This is a genomic window from Streptomyces sp. NPDC025833 (assembly GCF_055558055.1).
The window spans coordinates 264,465-287,786 of sequence record NZ_JBVHNF010000009.1; the positions used below are offsets into that span (position 1 = coordinate 264,465).

Below are 23,322 nucleotides of genomic sequence, written 5' to 3' on the forward strand. Positions count from 1 at the left end.
CCGCACAGTACAGCCGGTGTGCACGGCGTCCGGAGTGGGCGATGGTCCGGGGGATCCGGCGCGGGCGACCGCCTCCCCGGCGCAGCCGTCCCGCTTCGCACCGCTCACATCATGCGCACCGGGCCCCCCGGGTGCCGTCCGGCATGCGGGGGGCCCGGTGGTGTGCGTGCGCCCGGAGTCGCCCGGCCGTCCGTGTCCTACGTCGGGGCGGGCCGGTCAGCGGGCCTCGGTCAGTACCCGGACCGGCAGGGCGCCCAGCATTTCGCGCAGGGCCGCGGCCAGTTCGGCGTACTCCGCGGCCCGGGCCGCGCCGGCGCGCATGGCGAAGGCGACCCGGCGGCTCGGCGCGGGGTCGGCGAAGTAGCCGGTCAGCAACTGGGTGCTGCGGGTCGTCTCCAGCTTCAGGGCGGTGCGCGGGAGCAGGGTGCAGCCGAGGCCGCCCGCGACGAGCTGCACCAGCGTCGACAGGCCGGCCGCCGTGGTGGTGACCGGCGCGTCCTCCCGGCCGGCCTCGCGGCAGATGTCGAGGGCCTGGTCGCGCAGGCAGTGCCCCTCGTCCAGGAGCAGCAGGTTCAGCTCCTTCAGCGCCTCGCGCGGGATGCCCTCCCGGCCGCCGAGCCGGTGGTCGAGCGGGGTGACGAGCACGAAGTCCTCGTCGAATAGGGGGAGTTCGGTCACTCCGGGCACGCCGAGCGGCACGGCCAGCAGCAGCAGGTCGAGGCGGCCGGAAGTCAGGCCGTCGATCAGGCTGGCGGTCTGCTCCTCGTGGACCTGGAGGTCGAGGTGCGGATAGCGGTCGTGCACGAGCCGCAGCACGGCCGGCAGCAGGTACGGCGCGACCGTGGGGATCACCCCCAGGCGCAGCGCGCCCGTGAAGGGCGCCCGGACCGCCTCGGCCTCCTCCAGCAGCGCGCCGACCTCGTCGAGCACCGCCTTGGTCCGCACCGCCAGCCGCTCCCCCGCCGGTGAGAGCAGCACCTTGCGCGTCGTACGCTCGAGGAGGGTCACGCCCAGGGTCTCCTCCAGTGCCGAGACCGCGCCGGACAGGGCGGGCTGGCTCATCCCGATGGACGCCGCCGCGTCCCGGAAGTGCAGGTGCTCGGCCACCGCGGCGAACGCCCTGAGCTGGGACAGGCTCGGCTGCCTGCGCTTGCTGTTACCCACCGACACTGATAGCTCCCTCCGATCAACACGACCGAGTGTAGCTATTTCCGTAATCAATGCACCCTGTGCCAACATCAACACAGTCCAACCCATGGGAAACGCCCCAAAAGGGAAGTTTCTTCGCTGCAAGGAGAGCCTGTGCTCACTGTCGGTGACAAGTTCCCCGAGTTCGAACTGACCGCCTGCGTCTCGATGGAGAAGGGCAAGGAGTTCGAGCAGATCCACCACAAGTCCTACGAGGGCAAGTGGCTGGTGGTGTTCGCCTGGCCCAAGGACTTCACGTTCGTGTGCCCGACCGAGATCGCCGCGTTCGGGAAGCTGAACGACGAGTTCGCCGACCGCGACGCGCAGATCCTCGGCTTCTCCGGTGACTCCGAGTTCGTCCACCACGCCTGGCGCAAGGACCACCCGGACCTGACCGACCTGCCGTTCCCGATGATGGCCGACTCCAAGCACGAGCTGATGCGCGAGCTCGGCATCGAGGGCGAGGACGGCTTCGCGCAGCGCGCCGTCTTCGTCGTGGACCCGAACCGCGAGATCCAGTTCACGATGGTCACCGCCGGTTCCGTGGGCCGCAACCCCAAGGAGGTCCTGCGGGTCCTGGACGCCCTCCAGACCGACGAGCTGTGCCCGTGCAACTGGAGCAAGGGCGACGAGACCCTGGACCCGGTCGCGCTGCTGGCTGGTGAGTGACCCATGTCGCTCGACTCGCTGAAGTCCCGCGTCCCGGACTACGCCAAGGACCTGAAGCTCAACCTGGGCTCGGTCATCGGCAACTCGGACCTGCCCGCCCAGCAGCTGTGGGGCACGGTGCTGGCGACCGCCATCGCCTCCCGCTCCCCGATCGTGCTGCGTGAGCTGGAGCCGGAGGCGAAGGCGAACCTGTCGCCGGAGGCGTACCAGGCCGCCAAGGCCGCCGCCGCCGTCATGGCGATGAACAACGTCTTCTACCGCACGCGCCACCTGCTGTCGGACCACGAGTACGGCACCCTGCGCGCGGGCCTGCGGATGAACGTCATCGGCAACCCGGGCGTGGAGAAGGTCGACTTCGAACTGTGGTCGTTCGCGGTCTCCGCGATCAACGGCTGCGGCATGTGCCTGGACTCGCACGAGCAGGTGCTGCGCAAGGCCGGTGTGGAGCGCGAGACCGTGCAGGAGGCGTTCAAGATCGCCTCCGTCGTGCAGGCCGTCGGCGTCACGCTGGAGGCCGAGGCCGTGCTGGCCGAATAGGCCCGTCGCGCCACGGGGCCCCGCTCACTCCTGGTGGGCGGGGCCTTCGCCGTTCTCCGGCGCGCTCCCGGCGCCCCCGCCGGTCCGGGCCGGCTCCGCCGCGGGCGCGGTCTCCCCGTCGGCGGCCGGCGACCGCTCGCCGTCGGCCGACGGCTGCCCGGCACCGGCCGGCGCGTGCCCGGCGTCGCCCGCCGTCCGCTGGTCGTGCGCGTACTGCCGCAGATAGCCCACCACCGTGTTCGTGACCGCCACCAGCGGTACGGCCACCACCGCGCCGCCGATGCCGGCCACCATGCCGCCGGCGGCCACGGTCAGCACGACCGCCAGCGGGTGCACCCGGACCGCCCGGCCGAGGATGAACGGCTGGAGGACGTGCCCCTCGATCTGCTGGACCGCGAGGACCACCACCAGGGTCATGACGGCCGCGAACACACCCTGGGTCACCAGCGCCACGATCACCGCGAGCGCCCCGGAGGCGACCGCGCCGACCAGCGGGATGAACGAGAACAGGAAGATGAACACGGCCAGCGGCACGGCCATCGGCACGTTCAGGAAGTAGATGCCGATACCGATGAAGACGGCGTCGATGAGGGCGACCAGGACCGTGCCGCGGACGTAGGCGGTCAGGGTGCGCCAGGCGCGCGGGCCGGCACCGGCCACGCCCGGTCGGGCCGCGGCGGGCACCAGCTTGAGGAACCACTCCCAGATCCGCTTGCCGTCGTAGAGCAGGAACAGCGTCGAGAAGAACACCAGCAGGATGCCGGTGAGGGCTTCGACTATGACCTGGACGCCCTCCAGGCCGGCGGAGGTGATCTGGTCGGCGTTGGCGCCGATCGCCTCGCGGAGGTTCTTGGCGATCTGGTTGATCTGCTTGTCGGTGACGTGGAACGGGCTCTTCAGCAGCCAGTTGCGCAGGTCGTCGATGCCGCTCTGTATCTGGGTGGAGAGCGTGTCGATGTTCTCCATGACCTGCCAGGTCACGAACCAGCCCATGAGACCGATCACCACGAAGCCGCTGATGGCGGTGAGCGCGGTGGCCAGACCGCGCGGCACGCCGCGGCGGGTCAGGCGGGCGACCGTCGGCTGGAGCAGCGCGGTGACCAGCAGGGCGATGACGAAGGTGAACACCACGAGCTGGACGGCGCTGATGATCCGCATCAGCACCCAGACGGTGCCGGCCAGCACCAGCAGCCGCCAGCCCGCCTCGGCGGCGACCCGCACCCCCCAGGGCACGGCCTGGGCCGGGTCGGGACGCGGGCCGGGCGGGGGCCCGGACCGGCGCACCGGCGGGGCCTTGTCGGAAGGCGTGTCGGCCGGTTCGCGCCGGGGCCGGCCGATGGTCCCGGTGTCCTGCTCGACCTCGGCGCGGCGCTCGTCGAGGCGCTCGCCCATCTCGCTGAGGCCGGCTCCCAGCCGGCCGAGCCACCCTGGCACTCGCGACATCATCCGTCCTCTTCCCCGCGTTCCCGGGCGCTCGTCGCCACTCCCCCCTGGAGCCGTTCCCCCTGGAGCCGTTCGCATACGACCGTACAGTGCGAAAGCCCCTCACCCGGGGACGGGGAGGGGCTGCGCGATGTCGGGTGTGGTGGCCGGCCGGTCTAGTACCAGTGGTTGGCCTGCCAGAACGACCAGGCCTGGCAGGGGCTGCCGTACCGCTCGTTCATGTAGCCGAGACCCCACTTGATCTGGGTCGCCGGGTTGGTCTGCCAGTCGGCGCCGGCCGAGGCGTACTTGCCGGCGGGCAGGGCCTGGAAGAGACCGTAGGCACCGGAGGAGGCGTTGACCGCCTGGTAGTTCCAGCTGGACTCGTGGTCCACGATGTTGCTGAAGCACTGGAACTGGTCGCCGGCCACCATCTGGCGCGCCATGGACTGGATCTGGCCCACGGAGTAGCTGGACTGGGTCGGGAAGCTGGAGGAGTCCCGGACGTCGCTGCGGCTGGTGGCCTCCGCCGCCTTCGCCTCGGCGCGCTCCTTGGCTTCCTTCTCGGCCTTCTCCGCCTTCTCGGCCTCGGCCTTCTGCGCCTCGGCCTTCTTGGCGATCGCGGTGTCGGCGGCGGCCCTGCGGGCCGCTTCCTCGGCGTCCTTCTTGGCGCTCGCGTCCGCGGCGATGGCCTGCGCGTCGGCCTGCTGCGTCAGAGACGCCGTCTGCACCTGCGCCTGCGAACCCGCGGGGATGTCCGCGAGGAGCGTGGTGTCGGCTGCCGTCGCCTCGGCGTCGTTGTTGTTCTGCGCCACGCTGCCCGAGGCAACGCCCACGACGCTTCCGACGGCGGTGACCGCGGTGGCCGAAGCCACTGCGAGTCCCCGGACCGAAATCCGGCTCACACGGTTTCCTTCCAGCACCGCCCGCTTCGGTGACCCTGGCGGACGCAATCGTGCCCCTGACACTGGCCTCCCAACTGCGGGTCACGGAGGCGCGGGCCCGGTGGGCAACTCCCCCGAGGGGAGCGCCGCGTGGTGCGCGGGCGGCATACGACGACGCTATGGAGTTGAAGGCGTGCTTCGGTGGTGCCGTACCTCCCCCACGCTTAACGTGTGGGGGCACCCCTAGGGGTACAGGTGTGTCGTATGCGGGGCCTGACAGGACTGAGACTTTGCCGTAACCGGATACCGGGTGGCAATTCTGTGTTGCGTGTGAAAGCTCACATCCCGTTTGGCCCAGGGGGTTTCAGAAATCTCCCACGCAGCGCGGCGCCGCCCGGCTAGGCTCGTGGCCTTTGCCGGGCGGCGCTCACGGTCGTCGCGCCGGGGCCGGAGGGGTCAGATGTGGCCGTCCTCCAGCATCTCGGTGACGAGCGCCGCGATCTGGGACCGCTCGGACCGGGTCAGCGTGACGTGAGCGAAGAGCGGGTGCCCCTTCAGCTTCTCCACGACGGCCACGACACCGTCGTAGCGGCCCACCCGCAGGTTGTCCCGCTGCGCCACGTCGTGGGTGAGGACGACCCGGGAGTTGGCGCCGATCCGGGACAGGACCGTCAGCAGGACGTTCCGTTCCAGTGACTGCGCCTCGTCGACGATCACGAACGCGTCGTGCAGGGACCGCCCGCGGATGTGGGTGAGCGGGAGCACCTCCAGCATCCCGCGCGCGGTGACCTCCTCGATGACCTCGCGGCTGGTGACCGCCGAGAGGGTGTCGAAGACGGCCTGCGCCCACGGGCTCATCTTCTCCGCCTCGGAGCCCGGCAGATAGCCCAGTTCCTGCCCGCCGACCGCGTACAGCGGGCGGAAGACCATCACCTTCCGGTGCTGGCGGCGCTCCAGGACCGCCTCCAGGCCCGCGCACAGCGCCAGCGCCGACTTGCCCGTGCCGGCCCGGCCGCCCATCGAGACGATGCCGACGTCCGGGTCGAGGAGCAGGTCGAGCGCGATCCGCTGCTCGGCGCTGCGGCCCTTGATGCCGAACGCCTCCCGGTCACCGCGCACCACGCGGACGTTGCCCTCGGCGGTGATCCGGCCGAGCGCCTTGCCGCGCTCGGACTGGATGGTCAGGCCGGTGTGCACGGGCAGGCCGGACGCCTCGGGCACGTAGACGTGCCCCTCCTCGAACAAAATGTCCACCTGTTCACCCGAGAGGGTGAGTTCGGACATCCCGGTCCACCCGGAGTTCTCCGTGATGGCGAGTTCGGCCCGGTACTCCTCGGCCAGGAGACCGACCGAGGACGCCTTGATCCGGAGCGGCAGGTCCTTCGACACGACGGTGACGTCGAACCCCTCGGCCTGGAGATTGCGGGCCACCGCGAGGATGCGGGAGTCGTTGTCCCCCAGGCGGTAGCCGGTGGGCAGCACGCTGGGGTCCGAGTGGTTGAGCTCGACCCGGACCGTCCCGCCGAGGTCCCCGATCGGGATGGGGGCGTCGAGGCGGCCGTTCTTCACCCGGTAGTCGTCCAGCAGCCGCAGGGCCTGGCGGGCGAAGTAGCCGAGCTCGGGATGGTGCCGCTTGGCCTCCAGCTCCGTGACCACGACGATGGGGAGCACGACCTCGTGCTCGTCGAATCGGGTCAGGGCGTTCGGATCGGCCAGCAGGACGCTGGTGTCGAGAACATACGTGCGCCGGTCGGGCTTGTAGCGCTTTGTGCTGGTCACCACGGAAGGACGTACCCCCTCGGATGAGGTCGGGGAGCGACGAAGTGAGGCTGGACCGGTATCTGGCCCCCGCGCACGGCGGGCCGTGAACCGGCCCTCCGCGGCTGCTTCCGTGCCGAGACCGCACGGTCGGGCTGGTGCAAAGGGCCTCCCGGGCGGACGGCCCCGTGCCGCCCGCTGAGATCCGACGCCCGTGGTTCGGGTGTCGACCTGTCTGGTCTATGCCCTCGAACACCCGCGGCCATGCGAATGCTGCCAACAGCGCGTCGGTGAACTCCTTGTTACGCCTTCCAGAATCGGGGCAGAAGCAATGCCCTGCCACCCGGGGGCGCCGGACGGGGCCGGCCGGCTCAGCCGCCGTAGCGGCGGTGACGTGCGGCGTAGTCACGCAGGGCGCGCAGGAAGTCCACCTTGCGGAAGGCGGGCCAGAAGACCTCGCAGAAGTAGTACTCGGAGTGGGCGGTCTGCCAGAGCATGAATCCGGACAGCCGCTGCTCACCGCTGGTGCGGATCACGAGGTCCGGGTCGGGCTGGGCGCCGGTGTAGAGGTGACGGCCGATCATCTCGACGTCGACGGAATCGGCGAGGTCCTCCATCGACACGCCCCTGTCCTGCGCGTCGTGCAGCATGGAGCGGACGGCGTCGGCGATCTCCTGCCGGCCGCCGTAGCCGATGGCGACGTTCACGAGTATGCCGTCGATGTGGGAGGTGGCCTCCTCGGCCTCCTTCAGCGCCGTCTGCATCTGCGAGGGCAGCAGGTCCGGCGTGCCGACGTGGTGCACGCGCCAGCGGCCGTCGGTGGCGAGGGTGCGGACGACGTCCTCGATGATGCCGAGCAGCGGGACGAGCTCGTCCTGCGGGCGGTCGAAGTTGTCGGTGGACAGCAGCCACAGGGTGACAACCTCGACGTCGGTCTCGCTGCACCAGCCGAGGAACTCCTCGATCTTCTCGGCACCGGCCCGGTGACCGTGGACGGTGGTGGAGCCGGAGGCCTTCGCCCAGCGGCGGTTGCCGTCCATGATGACGCCGATGTGCTTGGGCACCTGAGCGTGGTCCAGGTGGCCTTCCACCCGGCGCGCGTAGAGCCTGACGAGCAGGCCGCGCAGCTTGTCGCGCAGGTTCACGTGACCCTCCGGGGGTTTGGCGAGGGGTTTGGGTGCCGGAGCCGTTGAGCCTACCGCTGCCGGAGGCCTGGTTCCGGCCCGGGGTTTGGGGTCGGGGGGCGTGCGGCCCGCCGCCGGGACCGGGGTTCCGGAGGCCGCTCCCGCCCGGGCGGCACGGCCGCAATCCCACACGGCACGCGCCCAGGAAAGGGACGCGACCCCCGCCCCGGCGGTTCCGGGCCGGGGCAAGAAAAACGGGCCGGTCCGTGGGGGGGAGACGGACCGGCCCGAGGGGGGGTTTCCACCATAACCCTTCGTAAGTGATGGTGGGTGCATCGGCGTGCCGCAACTACTCTCCGAAATCACCCGGCAACGCCCCGCCGCTCGCGGAATACGGCGTTCGGATGCCCCCGGCGGCCCATTCACAGCGGATTCCCAGGGAAATCCGGCCGGACGCTCGGGGATTCCCAAGGATTACGCCGTCCCGGGGCACTTCGGCGCGCCGGACCGGGGTCCCCCCGACGGGCTACCCGACCGGCGACCGGCGGCTTGACCTGTCCGCTCCGGTCGCGGGCCGCCGCCGACCGGCCCCACGGCACGGCGCGCCCCGCCTCCGCCGGATGCCGGCCGCGCGGCTTTGCCGACGGGAATCACTTTGGTCTGAACCAATGAGGCGGATGAGGCCCCTGGGACCCGAGTGGATAACAATGTGGAAACCCCGGGAGAACCCCTGGGGAAATCCCGCGATATCCGCGAGGAGGCGGGGAAACGCACCGCTATCCCCCGGTCCGCCGGTTTTCCGGTCAGTGGCGGACGGGCTTCCGCACGTCGAAGAGATGCCGGGCGCTGTGCGCGACGAACGGGCCCTCTTCCACGATCCGTTCGTGGAGTTCCCGGAGCCGGGACCCGTACGCCTCGACCGTGAAACCCGGCACCATCCAGACGACCTTGCGCAGGAAGTGGACCACGGCGGCGATGTCGTGGAACTCCATCCGCAGCCGCTCCGCCCGCAGCCCGGCGACCTCCAGCCCCGCCGCCTCGGCGTCGGCCCGCTCCCGCTCGGGGTCACGGGCGCGGCGCACCTCCTCCGGCTGCGGCCCGAGGAAGTACTCCACCAGCTCGAAGACGCTGCCCGGCCCCACGTGCTGGGCGAAGTAGGTGCCGCCCGGCCGCAGCACCCGGGCGATCTCGCCCCAGTGCGGGCGCACCGGGTGCCGGCTGAGCACCAGGTCGAACGCCTCGTCCGCGAAGGGCAGCGGCGCGTCGTCCGGGGCGGCGACCACGACGACCCCGCGCGGCCGGAGCAGCGCGGTGGCCTTCGCGACGTTCGGCGGCCAGCCCTCGGTCGCCGCGACGAGCAGCGGCCGGGCCGGCTCGGCCCGGCCCAGCGCGAAGTCCAGCACCTCCCCGCCCCCGGTCTGGATGTCGAGCGCGGCCCCGGCCCGGGCCAGCCGCTCCCCCGCCGACCGGGCGTACCCCCACGACGGCCGCTCCTCGGTGGCCCGCCCCTCGAACCACGAGAAGTCCCACCCCTCGGTGGGCACGGCGACCCCCTCGGCCACGAGCTCCTCGAAGGTGCGGTGCGCAGTCATCCCCCCATGATCGCAGGGCCGCCGGGACCGCGTCTTGACGGGCGCCGGGTGGAGGCCGGGGGCGCCCGGTACCCCCCGGCCGGTTCGCGTGAGCGCGGTGGTGGCCGTGCCGCAGGGAACCCGTGGGCGCAACACCACACGGCGCCGGGTCCCGTCATGACACGCTTCCTGGTGCCAGGGGCAGGAGGCGGGACGGGCCGGCGCGGGCGCGGGCGCGCCGTGGCCTGGCCGGACGGCGGTGCGCGGTGCGTGTGCGCGGGGAGGACGGGACATGGGGCGCTGGCGGGACGGGCGGGGACGGCTGATCGTACGGGCGGACGACGGAGAGCCGCCCGCTCAAGCCGTCCCCCTGGAGATCGCGGCCTCCTACCGGGCGCGGACGAAGGGGCTCCTGGGCCGGGACGCGGTGGCCGGGGCGCTCCTGCTGTCACCGGCGAGCGGGGTGCACACGATCGGGATGCGCGTTCCGATCGACGTGGCCTACCTGGACCGGCGGCTCACCGTCGTCGCCGTCCGCACGATGCGCCCGGGCCGCCTGGGCCTGCCCCGCCCGCGGGCCCGGCACGTGCTGGAGTCGGCGGCCGGGGCGATGGCGGGGTGGGGGATCCGGCCGGGAATACGGGTGGAGGTGGAGACGGCCCCCTGAGGCCTCACCGCTGGGTGCGGGGGAAGGACACCTCGACGCGCCGGTTCTTGCGCCGGCCCTCCTCCGTGGAGTTGTCGGCGATCGGGTACTGCTCGCCGTAGCCGCGGACGTCGAAGACGACGGCCGGGGAGTTCAGGTCCTGGTCGAGGACGGCCTGTACGGCGTTGGCGCGCTGCCGGGAGAGGACGTCGCCGTGGGCGGAGGTGCCGAGGTCGTCGGTGAACCCGAAGACGCGGACCCGGGACGCGTTCTGCTTCCTGATCTCCTCGGCGATGACGGTGATGCGGGCCCTCGCCTCCTCACCGAGCCGGGCGCTGTCCTTGCCGAACAGCACCTCGGCCTGGAGGGCGAAGGTCACGTCGGCGTTGGTGTCCTCACGCCGCTCGTCCCCGCTCTGGTCCTCGACGACGGACTTGATGTCCAGCACCTTGGCCCCGGCGAGCGTGGCCCCTTCGGGAAGCTTGAGGTCGGGGTCGGTGGGGTCGACCTCGACGGGGGCGGTGGCGGTGGGTTCGGTGCCGGGGGGACGGCTGGGGGCGGTGTCGTCGGCGTGCGCCGGGGTGGCGGCGAGCAGGAACGTGACGGCCAGCGCCACGGCGAGTCGGGAGGTGGTCACTTCGGCCTCACCCGGAGATCTTGACGGTGGCGCTGGAGAGGGTGGGCAGTTGGAGAGTCACCTCGGTGACGTCGGTCGGCGGAGCGGGAAACTGCATGAAGACCGGCAGCGTCTGCCCGCCCTTGAGCATGTTCAGCCCGGTCGTGGTGAGCGGGCGGCCCTCCGTGTCGCGCAGCACGTAGTAGCGCTTCTTGCCCTGCGAGTCGACGAGGGTGGCCCCACCGAGCGACGGGCCGTTCTTGGTGATCTCGGTTTCGTTGCCGCTGAGCGCGGCCGGAATGAGCAGATCCTTGGCCCCGTCGTTCTTCAACGTGCCGTTCACGGTGATGAAGCCACCGGAATCCCGCTGCGCGGAGGTGATCTGGAGCAGCAGTCCGTCCGACCCCTTCAGCTCGGCCAGCGGCTCGCCCGACTGCCCTTCCTGGGCGCTCGGGTCGGAGCCGTTCGAACCGGGGGCGGACGCGGAACGCTCCGGCTTCTTGTCGTCGCCGCCACTGCCGCCACAACCGGCCGCACCGGCGGCCAGACCAGCCACAACGGTCAATGCGACCATCCCCCTACGGGCTTTCGCAGTGAACCGAATGCTCATCGCTCCGCTTCCTTCGTCGTCGATCGTTCGCTCATGAGTCGGCCAGGTGGACGTCGAAGAGGTCCTCGGGCTTCGGCAGTCCCGTCGAGTCGTCCGGGTCCAGATTCCAGACCTTGTCGTCATCGCAGGTGAGTGGGGGCAACGCGTCGTCCCCGGCGTTCTTGTCCTCGTCGGCGTTCTCGGCGTCGTCGGCGTCGTCGGCGTTCTCGGCGTCGTCGGCGGGCGGCGGGAACGTGCAGAGCGGCTCGATCACGGCGATCGCGCGCGCCCGGGAGTGCCTGCTCTCCGTACCGGGCACGATGGAGTCGCCGACGGGCTTGATCGTCTTGGCGTCGACCGCGTAACTGAGCGGCGGTTCGAAGACACATTCCACCGTCGCATCGTTCTGGGCGGCGAGCTGGTCGGCGCGCCAGCACGAGTCGTCGGCGCCCTCCCCGTGGAAGATGGCCCACCACTTGGAGGGATCGTCCAGGTCGGCCGCCCACATGCCCGCGAGTTGGTCACGCGTCTTCTGGGCCGCCGCCAGCGCAGCGGCGTCCGCCGCCGTCTGCGCGCTGCTCCGGTTCACCGCCGCCTGGCCCACCGCCAGATAGACCAACGCGAGAAAGAGCAGGCCCGCCACCACCGTGAGGTAGATGGGGAAGGCCTGCCCTGAGTCCCGAAGTCGGCGGTTCAGCCGCCGGTGACCTCGCTGATCTTGTTCCTGATCGCGTCGAAGATGGTCTGCCCGATGCTCGTACCCGTGATCGCCAGCACGATCGCCACGACCACCGCGATGATGCCGAGGTACTCCACCGCGGTCTGCCCCTTGTCGCCGCGCGCGACGCGGGCCTGAAGGTACGCAACGGTGGTGTTGAACCAGTTGCTCATGGTGGTCCCCTCCGGGTTCGCCTCCGACCTGGGCAACGTATGCGGGGGCGCGGCGCCCGAGGGAGGGTCCCAGGGCCCAATCGCGGGCCCATTGGATCCGTCGGGTCGTCATCTCACGCCACCCCCAGCCACTTCGCCGTCGCCTGGGACCTCGTCGTGGTGTCGAGTTTGGCGAAGATGCGGTTGATGTGGTTCTTGACGGTCTTCTCGCTGATGAAGCAGGCGGCGGCGATCTGCTGGTTGGTCATGCCGGACGCGATGAGGTCCATGATCTCCGCCTCCCTCGTACTCAGCCGGTACCGCGAGCGGAACGACTGTCCCACAGAAGGTTGCAGTTGCGAAAGAGTATGAGGATATGAATCCGAGGCGGATTCCGGGGAGTTGACGCCGATGTGTGCAGGTGCATCGCCCCGCAGGGATGTCAGTAACGCCCTCGTCGCGCCGGGGGTGACATGCGGCCGTCCCTCCCCCACGTCCCGCACCGCCCGCACGAGCTGCTCCGTCGTGAACTCGCCGTGCACCAGATATCCCCCCGCCCCCAGTCGCAGCGCCTCACGAACGGTCTCCGCCTCATGGCTGTAGGTGAGCATCATGACGGGGGCCAGCCGCACCAGGTGGGGCAACGCCGTGATTCCGTCGACCCCGGGCATGCGGACGTCGAGGAGGATGACGTCCGGCCGGTGCCGGAGCGCCGCCTCGTACGCCTCGCGGCCGTCCGCCGCCTCCGCCACCACCGTGGTCTCCGGACGGTCCGTCAGCAGAGCCGTCAGACCGGCGCGGACGACCGGATTGTCGTCCGCGACCAGCAGCCGCAACGGCGGGGGCGCCGCCGCCGGGGGGAAGTCCGGCCGGGGGACGCTGTGCGATGGCCGCACGGTGCCTCCTCTCAGGCTGTCGGGAACCCGAAGTCGGGATCGGAGTCGGGATCGGAGTCGGGATCGCAGTCGGGGCCGGGCGGTGGGAGGGGGATGTCCAGGCGTACCTCCGTGCCCCGTTCGTGGGCGCCCCTGCCCACCCGGATGCGGGCGCCCGCCTGGGCGGCCCGTTCGACCATGCCGAGCAGGCCGAAGTGGCCGGACGCGCGGAGCCCTTCCAGGGTCGTGCCCGCCGGCAGCCCGGTGCCGTCGTCGTGGACCATGAGGCCGAGCAGCCGGCCGTCGACCACCGCCCGTACGTCCACCCGGGTCGCGGACGCGTGGCGGTGGGCGTTCTCCAGTGCCTCCGCCACGACGGACAGCACGTGCCGCGCCACGCGGGACGGGAGGGGCGGGAGCGGGTCCGCGTCCTTCCAGTGGCAGACGACCGGGAGGCCCGTGCGGCCGGTGAACGCCTGCGCCTGAGCGGCCAGTCGCGGCCACAGCGGGGTGTTCTCCGGCCGGTCCTGCCGCAGGTCCGTCAGCAGTTCCCGGGACTCCGCCGCGGCCCTGCGCGCCGAGCGGGACACCAGTTCCGCCTGCTGTCTGATCCGGCCGGGATCCGGGACGCCGGCCGAGGCGGTGGCCGCCAGTCCGTCCGCCGCCAGGGCGACGCCGTACAGGGTCTTCGCCAGGGAGTCGTGCATCTCGCGGGCCAGCCGGGCGCGTTCCGCGCTCACCGCCTCCGCCGCCGCGAGCCGTGCCCGCGTCGCCGTCAGGGCCTGGGTCGCGGCGCCGAAGCGGAGCATCAGGTTGCGCAGGGTGGAGCCCATGGCACCGGCGATGACGCACAGCCCGGGCAGCAGCAGGGCCTCGGCGACGGTCGCCTGCCGGTCCGCCTTCAGGGTGGCGTGGACCAGCAGCAGCACCAGCGCCTGGACGGAGGCGAAGCAGGCCGCGCCGCGCCAGCTGTAGAGCAGACCGGCCAGCAGCGGGGTGCAGACGCCGACGTAGGCGAGCGTGGTGTCCGGGCCCGCCGAGACCAGCAGGAAGGAGCCGAAGAGGGTGTCGGCGGCCAGCAGTGCGGGGTGGCGCAGCAGGAGGGGGCCGAAGCGCTCCCAGTCCCGGAAGAGGACGTAGGACACCATGAAGGTGACGACCACGGCCGCGCCGACGAGGCGGACGCCCAGGCCGGGGGCCGCGCCCAGCAGCGCGGCGGGGGCCGACACGACGATCATCGCCAGCCGGAAGCCGAAGACCTGGCGGCACATCGCCTGCAGGGCCCGGACCTGGAGCTTCTCCGAGGGTCCGGCCGGGGACGCCGGCTGACGCGCGGACCGGCCGCCCGCCCGCCGCAGCCAGGAACCGAGCCGCGCTCCCCCCGCCGTCTCCCCCGCCCGCCGCAGCCAGGAACCGGGCCGCGTTGCCCCCCTCGCCTCCCGCACCCGCCGCAGCCGGCCGAGGAGCCGCGCTCGCCCCGTCCCCTCGTCCTTCCCCGCCCCCGTCCGCCGCGGCCGGCCGCCGGGACGTGTGCCGCCGAGGCGCCCCGCCCGCGTTCCGGTGCGGGCCGCCGCCTCCGCCGCCGGCCTGGCCCGGTCCCGCGGCCGGCCGCCGGGACGCGCGGCCGGCGCCCGCCGCCCGTACCCGGTGCCCGTCAGTTCCGCCGGTCCCGTCATCGTCACGCCGGTCCTCACTCCCCCGTGAGGGTGCCGAAGTCCACCCCGGAGCCCAGCAGCAGGCCCGCGCCCAGCAGGAGCATCGTCGCCGGGACCATGAAGGTGGTGATCATCAGCGTGGCCTTGGGCACCGCGCGCGCGGCCTTGCGGCGGGCGTTCTGCGCGTCGGTGCGGCGCATGTCCTTGGCCAGGGAGACCAGGGTGTCCACGATCGGGGCTCCCAGCTCCTCGCCCTGCTGCAGCGCCGTCACGAACATCGCCACCTGCTCCGATTCGTTGCGCCGCCGCAACTCCGCGAAGGCCTGGCGGCGGCTCATGCCGAGGTCCATCTGGCGCAGGGTGATGCGCAGTTCGTCGGCCCACGGGCCCTCGTAGTGGGAGGCGACCCGGTCCAGGGCCTGGCGGAAGCCGAGCCCCGCGCCGACCACGACGGCCAGCACGTCCAGGAAGTCCGGCAGCGTGCGCTCGATGACGTCCTTGCGGACCCGGATCGCCGACCAGATGCCGACCTCCGTCCAGAACGCGCCGAAGGCGAGCAGGAGCAGGGCCACGAACCACTGCCCGCGGAGCAGGAAGACCAGGAAGCCGACGCCGCCGAGGGCACCGTAGACCGCGCGGCGGGCGGCGTAGCGGTCGATGGTCAGGCCGCCCGGGTTGCCCGCGAGGTCGATCTTCCTGCGGTACCTGGCCACCAGGCGCGGCCCCATCAGGCGCAGCACGGCCGGGGCGTAGCGCATGCCCAGGCGGTCGACGACCGAGCCGACCGCGCCGGTGCGGGTGGCGCCGACCTCCAGGGCGACCGCGAGGTCGGCGGGGAGCTTGGCGTCCGCGCGGTACATGCGGACGCCGGCGAAGACGCCCCACACTCCGAGGCCCGTCAGCAGGGCGAGCAGGTATGCCATCGGGGCACCTCCCTCACACGTCGATCCGGCTCATGCGGCGGATGAGGACGAAGCCGACGGCGTACAGGGCGAACGCGATGATCACGCTCGCCTGGCCGAACGGCGAGCCGGTCATGCGGTCCAGTGCGCCGTCCTTGACCCCGTTCATCAGGAACAGCGCGCCGATGCCGAGGACGGGGACGGCGTACGACGTCATGGTGACCTGGGAGAGCTGGGTGCGGATCTCGCGCCGGGTCTCCTTGCGCTCCTCCAGGGTCTCGGTCAGGTTGCGCAGCGCCGAGACGACTTGGCCGCCCGCGCGGTTGGACAGCACCAGGGTGGTGACGAGGACGACCAGTTCGCGGGAGGGCAGGCGGTGGGCCAGCTCGCCGAGCGCGTCCTCCAGGGAGTGGCCGACGGCGAGCTGGTCGGCCACCTTGCCCAGTTCCTGCCCGGCCGGGGCCTCCAGTTCCTCCGCCGCCATGCCGATCGCGGTGCGCAGGGCGAGGCCGGCCTGGGTGGCGTTGGCCAGAATGCGGGCCAGTTCGGGGAGCTGGTTGATGAAGCGTTCGATGCGTTTCTGCCGCTGCCAGGCGAGGAACTGCAGGGCCGCCCAGACGCCGAGGAGCCCGGCGAGCGGGCCGAAGAAGGGGGCCAGCGTGGCCTGGCCGATCAGCCAGAGCGCGGCCACCGTGCCGAGCATGTACGTGAAGAACTCGCCCGGGGTCAGGTCCAGGCCGGTGGCGGCGAGGCGCTGCTCCAGCCGGCGGCCGAGGCGGGTGCGGCGCAGCCGCCGGTCCACGGCCTGGAAGCGGCGCCGGCGGCCGGCCGGCGGCGGGGCCCCGGTGTGGGCCAGGCGGTCCACGAGGGCGGCGCGCCGGGCCCGGCCGGCGGCGTAGGCGTGCACGCCGGCCACCGCCAGGACGCAGGCCAGCAGTGCCACGCCGAGGGTGAGCTGGACGAGGGTGTGACGTTCCATGGTCGGTCTACCTGGCTTCCCGGGTGGCGAGCTGGTCGGCGGTGCGGGCGACACCGAAGGCCTGCGGGAGGGGCTGGCCCGCCATGTGGAGGCGGTCGGCGGTACGGCGGGGCAGCGGGAAGTACCCGAAGGCGCCGTGGACGCGGCCGTCCGGGGTCATGGGCCGGGCCTCGAACCGGGCGGCGGTGGCCAGCCGGTACGGCTCCCCGCCGTGGCTGTCGAGCAGGGCGATCTCCGTGATCCGGCGGGCTCCGTCGGCGAACCGGGTGAGCTGGACGATGACGTCGACGGCGCTGTTGATCTGGTCGTGCAGCGCGACGAACGGCACCTCGACCTCGGACATCGAGGCCAGGGTCTGGAGCCGGGTGAGGGCGTCCTCGGCGCTGTTGGCGTGCACGGTGGCCAGCGATCCGTCGTGGCCGGTGGACATCGCCTGGAGCATGTCCAGGGACTCGCCGCCGCGGACCTCGCCGACGACGATCCGGTCCGGCCGCATGCGCAGCGAGTTGCGGACGAGGTCGCGGATGGTGACCTGCCCGGTGCCCTCCACGTTCGGCGGGCGGGACTCCAGGCGGACCACGTGGGTCTGCTGGAGCTGGAGTTCGGCGGAGTCCTCGATGGTGATGATGCGCTCGTGCGCGGGGATCAGCCCGGACAGGGCGTTGAGCAGGGTCGTCTTGCCGGTGCCGGTCGCGCCCGAGACGATGATGTTGAACTTGGCCTGCACCAGACCGGCGAGCAGCAGCAGCATGGGATCGTCGAGCGAGCCGAAGCCGATCAGCTCCCGGAGGGTGAAGGAGCGCGGGAAGCGGCGGATGGTGAGGATGGGGCCGGTCAGGGACAGCGGCGGGATGATGACGTTGACGCGTTCGCCGGAGGGCAGCCGGGCGTCCACCATCGGGTTGGACTCGTCGACGCGACGGTTGACCGTCGACACGATCCGCTCGATGGTCTGCATGAGCTGGTCCGCCGAGGCGAACCGCAGGGGCAGTTGCTCGACCCGGCCGCCGCGCTCCACGAACACCGCGTCGGGGCCGTTCACCATGATCTCGGTGATGGACGCGTCCTCCAGCAGGGGTTCGAGGATGCCGAGGCCGAGTGCCTCGTCCACCACCCGGCGGATGAGCTGGGAGCGCTCCACGGTCGACAGCACCGGGCCCTCGCGGCTGATGATGTGCCCGAGCACCCGCTCCAGCCGTGCCCGGCGCTCGGCGGCGGCCAGCGGGCCCATCTCCGCGAGGTCGATCTCCTCCAGCAGCTTGGCCCGGTAGGAGGCGACCAGGTGGCCGTCCTCGCCCCGGCCGGCGTGCTCCTCCGGAGCGCTGATGCGTGCCCGCAGGCTCATGTCTGCGACTCCTCGGTCAGTGGTCGAGCGGCATGGTGGCGGACTTGGTGGCGGTGCCGAAGCTCCAGAGGACCTTCGGGATGGTGACGGACGCGGTGACGGTGACGGAGCCGTCGCCCTCGGCGGCCTCGCAGGACACCGAGAGCACGCTGCTCACCGCGTCCGCGCACGCCTGGGCGTAGGACTGGTCCAGGGAGGCGGCCCGCGCTCCGGCCCGGGCCGCCGTACCGGCCTGTTCGGCGGCGTAGGCGACGGCACCGATCTGGATGCCGGCCAGCCCGACGACGAGCAGGACGGGGATGAAGCCCAGGTACTCGATGGCCACCTGGCCCCGGTCGTGTCTCCTGCGGTACGGCATCTCAGTCCTTCGCCTCCTCCACGGCACCGGCGTGGCCGTGCACGGTGACGGGGAAGTCGAGGAAGCCGGGGAAGAGGACGGGCACCTTGACGGCCACGTCGGCCGTCACGTATCCCGTGCCCTCGCAGTGCTCCACGCTCGCGCCCCCTTGCCAGGCCCCCGACAGGTGCTTCAGCGCGGCCTGCCGGCACGCCGCGTACCGCTCCCCGCGCGGGGCGGCCGTCCCCGCCCGCACGCCCTCGTCCGCGGCGTTCCCGGCGAGGGTGAAGGCGTACCCCACCAGCACGGCCTGCCACATCAGCACGAGGGTCAGGACGATCAGCGGTGTCATGCCGAGGAACTCGACGCTGACCTGGCCGCGGTCGCCGTCCGGCCGTCTCATCGCGTCCTCACTCCTTCCGCCGCCGCAGGCCGGTCCCGCTCCGGCCGCCGCCCCGGTGGGAGGTCCCCGTGTCGGCGGCCCGGACCAGGCCCAGTTCCCCCGCGAGTGCCCACAGCGCCTGCTTCACCGTGCTCTTCGCGTCGAGTTCGTGGAGCCGTCCCGCGTCCACGACCGCCTGGAGTTCCTTGAAATTGGCGGGTACGGCCGTGCGGGCCAGCGCGGTGCCGGTGATGCGCTGCACCAGGGCGGGCTGGATCTCGGTGTTGCGGGAGTGCCGGTTGACGACGACGGTCGTCTCCTCGGCCTTGCGGATCTGGAGCCGGTCCCACATCCGCACGGTGCGTTTGGCGGCGCGTACGGCGATCACGTCCGGGGTGGTGACCAGGACCGCGGTGTCGGCCATCTCCACGGCCGCCGCGCCGGCCCCGCCGAGCTGGGCGCCGCAGTCGACGACGACGACCTCGTAGCGCGAGCGCAGGGCGCTGACGAGCTGGCGGGCGGCCCGGTCGGTCACCTCCTCGCCGCGTTCGCCCTCGCCGGGGGCGAGGAGCAGGGCGAGACCGGTGTCGTGGCGGAAGACGGCGTCGGCGAGGACGCGGGGCGAGATGTCGGTGATGGCGGCGAGGTCGGCCACCGACCGGCGGAACTGGATGTCGAGGTAGGAGGCGATGTCGCCGCTCTGGAGGTCGAGGTCGACCAGTGCGGTGGCGCGGCCGGAGGCCTGGGCGGCGAGGGCGAGCTGGACGGCGGCCAGGGTCGCGCCGACGCCGCCCTTGGCCCCGCTGACCGTGACGACGGTGCCGCCGGCGCCGGGCAGGACCTCGGCGCCGTGCCCGAGGTGCCGTCGTACGCCCGTCGACCACTGGGCGACGGCCTGGACGCGGCCGGCGAGTTCCTCGTACGACAGCGGGAGCGCGACCAGGCCGCGGGCTCCGGAGTCCATGGCGGCGGCGAACAGGGCGGGGCCCAAGTCGCCGGTGACGAGGATGACGCCGACGGCCGGGAAGCGCAGGGCGACCTCGCGGATCAGCTCCAGGGCCGGGACCGGGCCGATGCGTTCGTGGACGACGACCACCTCGGGCAGTTCGTCGACCGACTCGGCGGCGAGCCGGGCGAGCAGGTCGACGAGCTGGGTGGAGTCGGTCACCGGGGGCTGCGGTTCGGCGTCGGGGAGCTGGCTGAGCAGGGTGGTGAGGGAGCGGACGGCGTCCGGGTCCGCGCCGGCCGGGAGGATCCTGGTGGGCATGGCCGCCTCTCACTTGTCCGTCGCGAGTTCGTAGGTGCGGTCCTTGTCGGGGACGCCGGTCACGCTGCCGGGCGCCACCAGCGCGAGCCGGACCCGCTGGGCGAAGGACTCGGCGTAGGTGATGCGCTGGGCGTCGATGGTGGACAGCGCGAAGGTGATGGGGACGGCCTCGGTGGGCTGCTGGGTGCGGTCCTTGTCCGGGTCGAGGGCGGTGATCTGGCCGACGTCGAGGACCCGGGCGTTGGTCACGATGATCTTCGACTGGTCGGGGTCGGCGTCCTTCTTGCCCTCGAAGGTGGCGTAGACGTTGACGCGTGAGCCGGGCGTGATCTTGCCGGCCACGCCGGTCGCCGCGTCGATCATGATGGCGACCTCCTGCTGGCCGGGCTGGAGGGCGGGCTGGTCCACGATCATGTCGGTCTGGAGCAGGGAGCCCGGGCGCAGGGTGGTCACGGCGATCTTGCCGCGGATCTGCCCGAGGTCGGTGACGGCGTTGTCGGACAGCCACCGCCGGGGCATCTCGATCTTCTCGAACTGGCCGGTGTCCAGCGCGGTGTACGGCTTCACCTCGGACCTGACCCGGTAGGCGGCGACCTGGGGCCCGACCTTGGAATCGGCGTCCTTGACGACGGAGAGCACGCCGGCGAACGCACCCAGGGCGCACAGGGCCGACAGGATCAGGAGTAGCACGCCGCGGCGCTGACGGGAGTTCATGAACCGTGCAACCTCATTGGGGGAATCGGTCGTGCGGGATGTGAGGGTCGTCTCCGGGCATGTCGCGTCCGGGCCGGTCAGGCGGGGGCGCGTTGCTCCAGCGCGCGGGGCGCGGGGGGTTCGTGGGCGGGCGGCGGGGTGGCGGAGCAGAAGACGCAGCGGTCGCCGATGACGTCGAGGCCGCACCAGTGGCAACTGGTCTGCCGTACGGAGGTGACGAGTTGGTAGAGGACCGAGAGGTCGGCGAGGTAGCCGCAGAACTCGATCAGGCGGCCGGTTCCCCACCACGCCGCGGACTCGGCGGGCAGCGGTGTCTCGCGCAGCCCGTGCGCGCCCCACCGGGTGCCGAGGCCGGCCGCCCAGTCGCTCTGCAACTGCCCCTTGGCGAGGAGCATCCAGGTGCTGAATTCGGGACCCTTGAGGGTGGCGTCGGGCGTGACCTTGACGAGCTGGGGTTCGGGGTGGGCGAGGACGGCGAACTGGCCGCCCGGCATCCAGGACCTGGCGTGCGCCTTCAGGCCGACCGGGACCCGGTCGAGCTTGGCGACGGAGCCGAGGACGGCACCGGCGTGGATGTAGTGGGTGAGCAGCCGGCCGGCGGAGGCGAGCACCCCGGGGCTCAGGTCGCAGGAGGCGAGCTGGCGCAGCTGCCGGGCCAGGACGGCGATGCCGAGCGGCGGCAGGGCGGGCCGGAACAGCGCGATGCGGTCGCTCTCCAGCAGGGAGCGCAGCGTGTGCAGCCGCCGTACGACCGGCTCCGGGGTGGCCCGTGAGCAGACGACGACCACGTAGCCGTACTGCTCGGTGAGGGTGTGGAGTTCGGTGAGCGCCTCGTCGAGGGGCTTGCGGTCGAGGCCGGCCAGCACGACGGCGGGCATGGTCCGTTCGTCCTGCGCCGGCAGCGCCATGTCGGCACTGGTCACGGCAATGGCAGTTGGCACGCGCAGCTCCCCGCTCTTCACACCCGTCCGGCCCACCGGGTACCCACCGAACGCCGGACGACTTCATTGCGTGACTACGTGAGCACTGTAACCACGGCCGGATGGCCGGAGAACAGCGTTTGTGAAGCCCGTGTGGAACTCTCCCGGTTCAAGTCCCGTCAAACCCGGACAGGTTGAGCAGTCGGTCGGCGACCGTTTCGGTCTGTACCTCTTGACACCCCGATTGGTCTGGACCAACTTGTAGGGCAAGCGGTGGCCACCGTCTACTCCCCCTCCCCGCCAACTCCCCACCGGAGGCTCCAGTGGACCGCGCACCAGGCATGCCCAGACCCCGCAGACGACGGCTCGCGACGTGGTCCGCCACCACCGCCCTCGCCCTCTCGGTCGCCGGCCTCGCCGTCGCGACCCCGGCGTCCGCGGCGGACGTCAACAACGTCAAGAACGCCGGCTTCGAGTCCGGCCTGACCGGCTGGACCTGTTCCGGCGGCACCGGCGCGACGGTCTCCTCCCCGGCCCACGGCGGCAGCGCGGCCCTGAAGGCGACCCCGGCCGGCCAGGACAACGCCCAGTGCACCCAGTCGGTGGCGGTCAAGCCCAACTCGACGTACACGCTGAGCGCCTGGGTGCAGGGCGGTTACTCCTACCTGGGCGTGACCGGGACCGGCACCACGGACGTCTCCACCTGGACCGCCGACGCCCCGTCCTGGAAGCAGCTCACGACGACCTTCAAGACCGGCGCGTCCACGACGTCCGTCTCGGTCTACACCCACGGCTGGTACGGCCAGCCGGCCTACTACGTCGACGACGTCTCGGTCTTCGGCCCCGACGGCGGGGGCAGCGGCGAGCCGGCCCCGACGATCCCGGCGGCCCCCGCCGGCCTCGCGGTCTCGGGCACGACGACGACCTCGGTCTCCCTGTCCTGGTCGTCGGTGACGGGCGCGACGGGCTACAACGTCTACCGCGACGGCACCAAGGTCAGCTCGGTGAGCGGCGCCTCGGCGACGGTGACCGGCCTGACGGCGGCGACCGCGTACACCTTCCAGGTGACGGCGACCAACGCGGCCGGCGAGTCGGCGAAGTCGGCGGCGGTCACCGGCACGACGGCCAAGGACTCGGGTGGCAACAACGGTGGCGGGTCCCTGCCGAAGCACGCCGTGACCGGCTACTGGCAGAACTTCAACAACGGCGCGACGGTCCAGAAGATCTCCGACGTGCCCTCCGCCTACGACATCATCGCGGTCTCCTTCGCGGACGCGACGTCGACGCCGGGCGCCGTCACCTTCAACCTGGACACGGCCGGCCTCAACGGCTACACGGTCGACCAGTTCAAGGCCGACATCAAGGCCAAGCAGGCCGCGGGCAAGAAGGTCATCATCTCCATCGGCGGTGAGAAGGGCACGGTGTCGGTGAACGACTCCGGCTCGGCGACGAACTTCGCCAACTCGGTGTACTCGCTGATGCAGACGTACGGCTTCGACGGCGTCGACATCGACCTGGAGAACGGCCTCAACCCCACCTACATGACTCAGGCCCTGCGCGCCCTGTCCGCGAAGGCGGGCCCGTCGTTGATCATCACGATGGCGCCGCAGACGATCGACATGCAGTCGACGCAGGGCGGTTACTTCAAGACCGCGCTGAACGTGAAGGACATCCTCACGGTCGTCAACATGCAGTACTACAACAGCGGTTCCATGCTGGGCTGTGACGGCAAGGTCTACAGCCAGGGCACGGTCGACTTCCTGACGGCCCTCGCCTGCATCCAGCTGGAGGGCGGCCTCGACCCGTCCCAGGTGGGCCTCGGCGTGCCGGCGTCCACGCGTGCGGCGGGCGGCGGCTACGTCTCCCCCTCCGTGGTCAACGCCGCCCTGGACTGCCTGACGGCCGGCACCAACTGCGGCTCCTTCAAGCCGTCGAAGACCTACCCCGGCCTGCGGGGCGCGATGACCTGGTCCACCAACTGGGACGCGGCCTCGGGCAACGCGTGGTCCACCCCGGTGGGTGCCAAGGTGCACTCGCTGCCGTAACCCCGCCGCTCCACCCCGCACGACCCG

General features: G+C 71.9%; 24 protein-coding genes. 4 read left to right on the forward strand and 20 right to left on the reverse strand.

Going from position 1 to position 23,322, the window contains the following annotated elements:
* Window positions 1-216: 216 nt before the first annotated feature.
* Window positions 217-1,170 carry a LysR substrate-binding domain-containing protein gene (locus ACZ4K2_RS18235; protein ID WP_467473898.1) on the reverse strand — a complete coding sequence of 318 codons (954 nt, stop codon included), beginning with the start codon at window positions 1,168-1,170 and terminating at the stop codon, window positions 217-219.
* 132 nt (window positions 1,171-1,302) lie between these two features.
* On the opposite strand from ACZ4K2_RS18235, the gene ACZ4K2_RS18240 reads away from it, so the two are divergent.
* Both ACZ4K2_RS18240 and ACZ4K2_RS18245 read left to right on the forward strand, forming a co-directional pair.
* Window positions 1,303-1,857, forward strand: a complete 555-nt coding sequence (locus ACZ4K2_RS18240) for a peroxiredoxin (RefSeq protein ID WP_467473900.1) — start codon at window positions 1,303-1,305, stop codon at window positions 1,855-1,857.
* Between the two features lie 3 nt (window positions 1,858-1,860).
* The gene (locus ACZ4K2_RS18245) at window positions 1,861-2,394 is read left to right on the forward strand and encodes an alkyl hydroperoxide reductase (RefSeq protein ID WP_467473901.1); all 534 of its coding nucleotides are present in this window, start codon (window positions 1,861-1,863) and stop codon (window positions 2,392-2,394) included.
* 24 nt (window positions 2,395-2,418) lie between these two features.
* Here ACZ4K2_RS18245 and ACZ4K2_RS18250 read toward each other — a convergent pair whose 3' ends face one another.
* From ACZ4K2_RS18250 to ACZ4K2_RS18270, 5 genes are all read right to left on the reverse strand, one after another.
* Window positions 2,419-3,837, reverse strand: a complete 1,419-nt coding sequence (locus tag ACZ4K2_RS18250) for an AI-2E family transporter (protein WP_467473903.1) — start codon at window positions 3,835-3,837, stop codon at window positions 2,419-2,421.
* Window positions 3,838-3,992: 155 nt separating this feature from the next.
* Window positions 3,993-4,721, reverse strand: coding sequence for an aggregation-promoting factor C-terminal-like domain-containing protein (locus tag ACZ4K2_RS18255; RefSeq protein WP_467473904.1), 729 nt, complete (start codon window positions 4,719-4,721; stop codon window positions 3,993-3,995).
* Window positions 4,722-5,156: 435 nt separating this feature from the next.
* Window positions 5,157-6,482 carry a PhoH family protein gene (locus ACZ4K2_RS18260; RefSeq protein WP_467473906.1) on the reverse strand — a complete coding sequence of 442 codons (1,326 nt, stop codon included), beginning with the start codon at window positions 6,480-6,482 and terminating at the stop codon, window positions 5,157-5,159.
* A gap of 347 nt (window positions 6,483-6,829) precedes the next feature.
* The gene (locus ACZ4K2_RS18265; protein ID WP_467473907.1) at window positions 6,830-7,603 is read right to left on the reverse strand and encodes an isoprenyl transferase; all 774 of its coding nucleotides are present in this window, start codon (window positions 7,601-7,603) and stop codon (window positions 6,830-6,832) included.
* 782 nt (window positions 7,604-8,385) lie between these two features.
* Window positions 8,386-9,174 carry a class I SAM-dependent methyltransferase gene (locus ACZ4K2_RS18270; RefSeq protein ID WP_467473909.1) on the reverse strand — a complete coding sequence of 263 codons (789 nt, stop codon included), beginning with the start codon at window positions 9,172-9,174 and terminating at the stop codon, window positions 8,386-8,388.
* Window positions 9,175-9,445: 271 nt separating this feature from the next.
* Between ACZ4K2_RS18270 and ACZ4K2_RS18275 the strand changes: the two genes are divergently transcribed.
* Window positions 9,446-9,820, forward strand: coding sequence for a DUF192 domain-containing protein (locus ACZ4K2_RS18275; RefSeq protein ID WP_467473911.1), 375 nt, complete (start codon window positions 9,446-9,448; stop codon window positions 9,818-9,820).
* Window positions 9,821-9,824: 4 nt separating this feature from the next.
* Here the strand turns inward: ACZ4K2_RS18275 and ACZ4K2_RS18280 are convergent, their stop codons facing one another.
* The 14 genes from ACZ4K2_RS18280 to ACZ4K2_RS18345 all read right to left on the reverse strand — a co-directional run bounded on the left by ACZ4K2_RS18280 (window position 9,825) and on the right by ACZ4K2_RS18345 (window position 21,253).
* A complete protein-coding gene (locus tag ACZ4K2_RS18280) occupies window positions 9,825-10,436 on the reverse strand; it encodes an OmpA family protein (protein WP_467473912.1) in 612 nt (203 codons plus the stop codon).
* 7 nt (window positions 10,437-10,443) lie between these two features.
* Window positions 10,444-11,025, reverse strand: coding sequence for a hypothetical protein (locus ACZ4K2_RS18285; RefSeq protein WP_467473913.1), 582 nt, complete (start codon window positions 11,023-11,025; stop codon window positions 10,444-10,446).
* 31 nt (window positions 11,026-11,056) lie between these two features.
* The gene (locus ACZ4K2_RS18290; protein WP_467473915.1) at window positions 11,057-11,647 is read right to left on the reverse strand and encodes a pilus assembly protein TadG-related protein; all 591 of its coding nucleotides are present in this window, start codon (window positions 11,645-11,647) and stop codon (window positions 11,057-11,059) included.
* A gap of 50 nt (window positions 11,648-11,697) precedes the next feature.
* Entirely contained in the window at window positions 11,698-11,895 is a 198-nt protein-coding gene (locus ACZ4K2_RS18295) for a Flp family type IVb pilin (RefSeq protein WP_467473917.1), read from the reverse strand.
* Between the two features lie 113 nt (window positions 11,896-12,008).
* The gene (locus tag ACZ4K2_RS18300) at window positions 12,009-12,770 is read right to left on the reverse strand and encodes a response regulator (protein ID WP_467473919.1); all 762 of its coding nucleotides are present in this window, start codon (window positions 12,768-12,770) and stop codon (window positions 12,009-12,011) included.
* A gap of 11 nt (window positions 12,771-12,781) precedes the next feature.
* A complete protein-coding gene (locus ACZ4K2_RS18305; RefSeq protein ID WP_467474063.1) occupies window positions 12,782-14,425 on the reverse strand; it encodes a sensor histidine kinase in 1,644 nt (547 codons plus the stop codon).
* A 14-nt stretch (window positions 14,426-14,439) separates the two neighbouring features.
* Window positions 14,440-15,327 carry a DUF5936 domain-containing protein gene (locus tag ACZ4K2_RS18310; RefSeq protein WP_467473921.1) on the reverse strand — a complete coding sequence of 296 codons (888 nt, stop codon included), beginning with the start codon at window positions 15,325-15,327 and terminating at the stop codon, window positions 14,440-14,442.
* A 13-nt stretch (window positions 15,328-15,340) separates the two neighbouring features.
* Window positions 15,341-16,285 (reverse strand): type II secretion system F family protein, encoded by a 945-nt coding sequence (locus ACZ4K2_RS18315; RefSeq protein WP_467473923.1) that lies wholly within the window; start codon window positions 16,283-16,285, stop codon window positions 15,341-15,343.
* A 7-nt stretch (window positions 16,286-16,292) separates the two neighbouring features.
* Window positions 16,293-17,630 carry a CpaF family protein gene (locus tag ACZ4K2_RS18320; RefSeq protein ID WP_467473925.1) on the reverse strand — a complete coding sequence of 446 codons (1,338 nt, stop codon included), beginning with the start codon at window positions 17,628-17,630 and terminating at the stop codon, window positions 16,293-16,295.
* Window positions 17,631-17,646: 16 nt separating this feature from the next.
* Window positions 17,647-17,988: a TadE/TadG family type IV pilus assembly protein gene (locus ACZ4K2_RS18325; protein WP_467473926.1), complete on the reverse strand. Its 342-nt coding sequence runs from the start codon at window positions 17,986-17,988 to the stop codon at window positions 17,647-17,649.
* 1 nt (window position 17,989) lies between these two features.
* Window positions 17,990-18,370, reverse strand: coding sequence for a TadE family protein (locus ACZ4K2_RS18330; RefSeq protein ID WP_467473928.1), 381 nt, complete (start codon window positions 18,368-18,370; stop codon window positions 17,990-17,992).
* 7 nt (window positions 18,371-18,377) lie between these two features.
* Entirely contained in the window at window positions 18,378-19,616 is a 1,239-nt protein-coding gene (locus ACZ4K2_RS18335; protein WP_467473930.1) for an AAA family ATPase, read from the reverse strand.
* A 9-nt stretch (window positions 19,617-19,625) separates the two neighbouring features.
* Window positions 19,626-20,330, reverse strand: a complete 705-nt coding sequence (cpaB, locus tag ACZ4K2_RS18340; RefSeq protein ID WP_467473932.1) for a Flp pilus assembly protein CpaB — start codon at window positions 20,328-20,330, stop codon at window positions 19,626-19,628.
* 77 nt (window positions 20,331-20,407) lie between these two features.
* On the reverse strand, window positions 20,408-21,253 hold the full coding sequence (locus ACZ4K2_RS18345) for a hypothetical protein (RefSeq protein ID WP_467473934.1): 846 nt from the start codon (window positions 21,251-21,253) through the stop codon (window positions 20,408-20,410).
* Between the two features lie 338 nt (window positions 21,254-21,591).
* On the opposite strand from ACZ4K2_RS18345, the gene ACZ4K2_RS18350 reads away from it, so the two are divergent.
* A complete protein-coding gene (locus ACZ4K2_RS18350) occupies window positions 21,592-23,295 on the forward strand; it encodes a chitinase (protein WP_467473936.1) in 1,704 nt (567 codons plus the stop codon).
* Window positions 23,296-23,322 lie beyond the last annotated feature (27 nt).

Bases quoted from the DNA above. Each gene is read 5' to 3' on its own strand.
- ACZ4K2_RS18325 (WP_467473926.1), bottom strand. From the start codon at position 17,988: ATGCCGTACCGCAGGAGACACGACCGGGGCCAGGTGGCCATCGAGTAC.
- ACZ4K2_RS18250 (WP_467473903.1), bottom strand. From the start codon at position 3,837: ATGTCGCGAGTGCCAGGGTGGCTCGGCCGGCTGGGAGCCGGCCTCAGC.
- ACZ4K2_RS18330 (WP_467473928.1), bottom strand. From the start codon at position 18,370: ATGAGACGGCCGGACGGCGACCGCGGCCAGGTCAGCGTCGAGTTCCTC.
- ACZ4K2_RS18310 (WP_467473921.1), bottom strand. From the start codon at position 15,327: ATGGCATACCTGCTCGCCCTGCTGACGGGCCTCGGAGTGTGGGGCGTC.
- ACZ4K2_RS18245 (WP_467473901.1), top strand. From the start codon at position 1,861: ATGTCGCTCGACTCGCTGAAGTCCCGCGTCCCGGACTACGCCAAGGAC.
- ACZ4K2_RS18295 (WP_467473917.1), bottom strand. From the start codon at position 11,895: ATGAGCAACTGGTTCAACACCACCGTTGCGTACCTTCAGGCCCGCGTC.
- ACZ4K2_RS18270 (WP_467473909.1), bottom strand. From the start codon at position 9,174: ATGACTGCGCACCGCACCTTCGAGGAGCTCGTGGCCGAGGGGGTCGCC.
- ACZ4K2_RS18350 (WP_467473936.1), top strand. From the start codon at position 21,592: ATGCCCAGACCCCGCAGACGACGGCTCGCGACGTGGTCCGCCACCACC.
- ACZ4K2_RS18275 (WP_467473911.1), top strand. From the start codon at position 9,446: ATGGGGCGCTGGCGGGACGGGCGGGGACGGCTGATCGTACGGGCGGAC.
- ACZ4K2_RS18335 (WP_467473930.1), bottom strand. From the start codon at position 19,616: ATGCCCACCAGGATCCTCCCGGCCGGCGCGGACCCGGACGCCGTCCGC.
- ACZ4K2_RS18320 (WP_467473925.1), bottom strand. From the start codon at position 17,630: ATGAGCCTGCGGGCACGCATCAGCGCTCCGGAGGAGCACGCCGGCCGG.
- ACZ4K2_RS18305 (WP_467474063.1), bottom strand. From the start codon at position 14,425: ATGACGGGACCGGCGGAACTGACGGGCACCGGGTACGGGCGGCGGGCG.
- ACZ4K2_RS18285 (WP_467473913.1), bottom strand. From the start codon at position 11,025: ATGAGCATTCGGTTCACTGCGAAAGCCCGTAGGGGGATGGTCGCATTG.
- cpaB (WP_467473932.1), bottom strand. From the start codon at position 20,330: ATGAACTCCCGTCAGCGCCGCGGCGTGCTACTCCTGATCCTGTCGGCC.
- ACZ4K2_RS18315 (WP_467473923.1), bottom strand. From the start codon at position 16,285: ATGGAACGTCACACCCTCGTCCAGCTCACCCTCGGCGTGGCACTGCTG.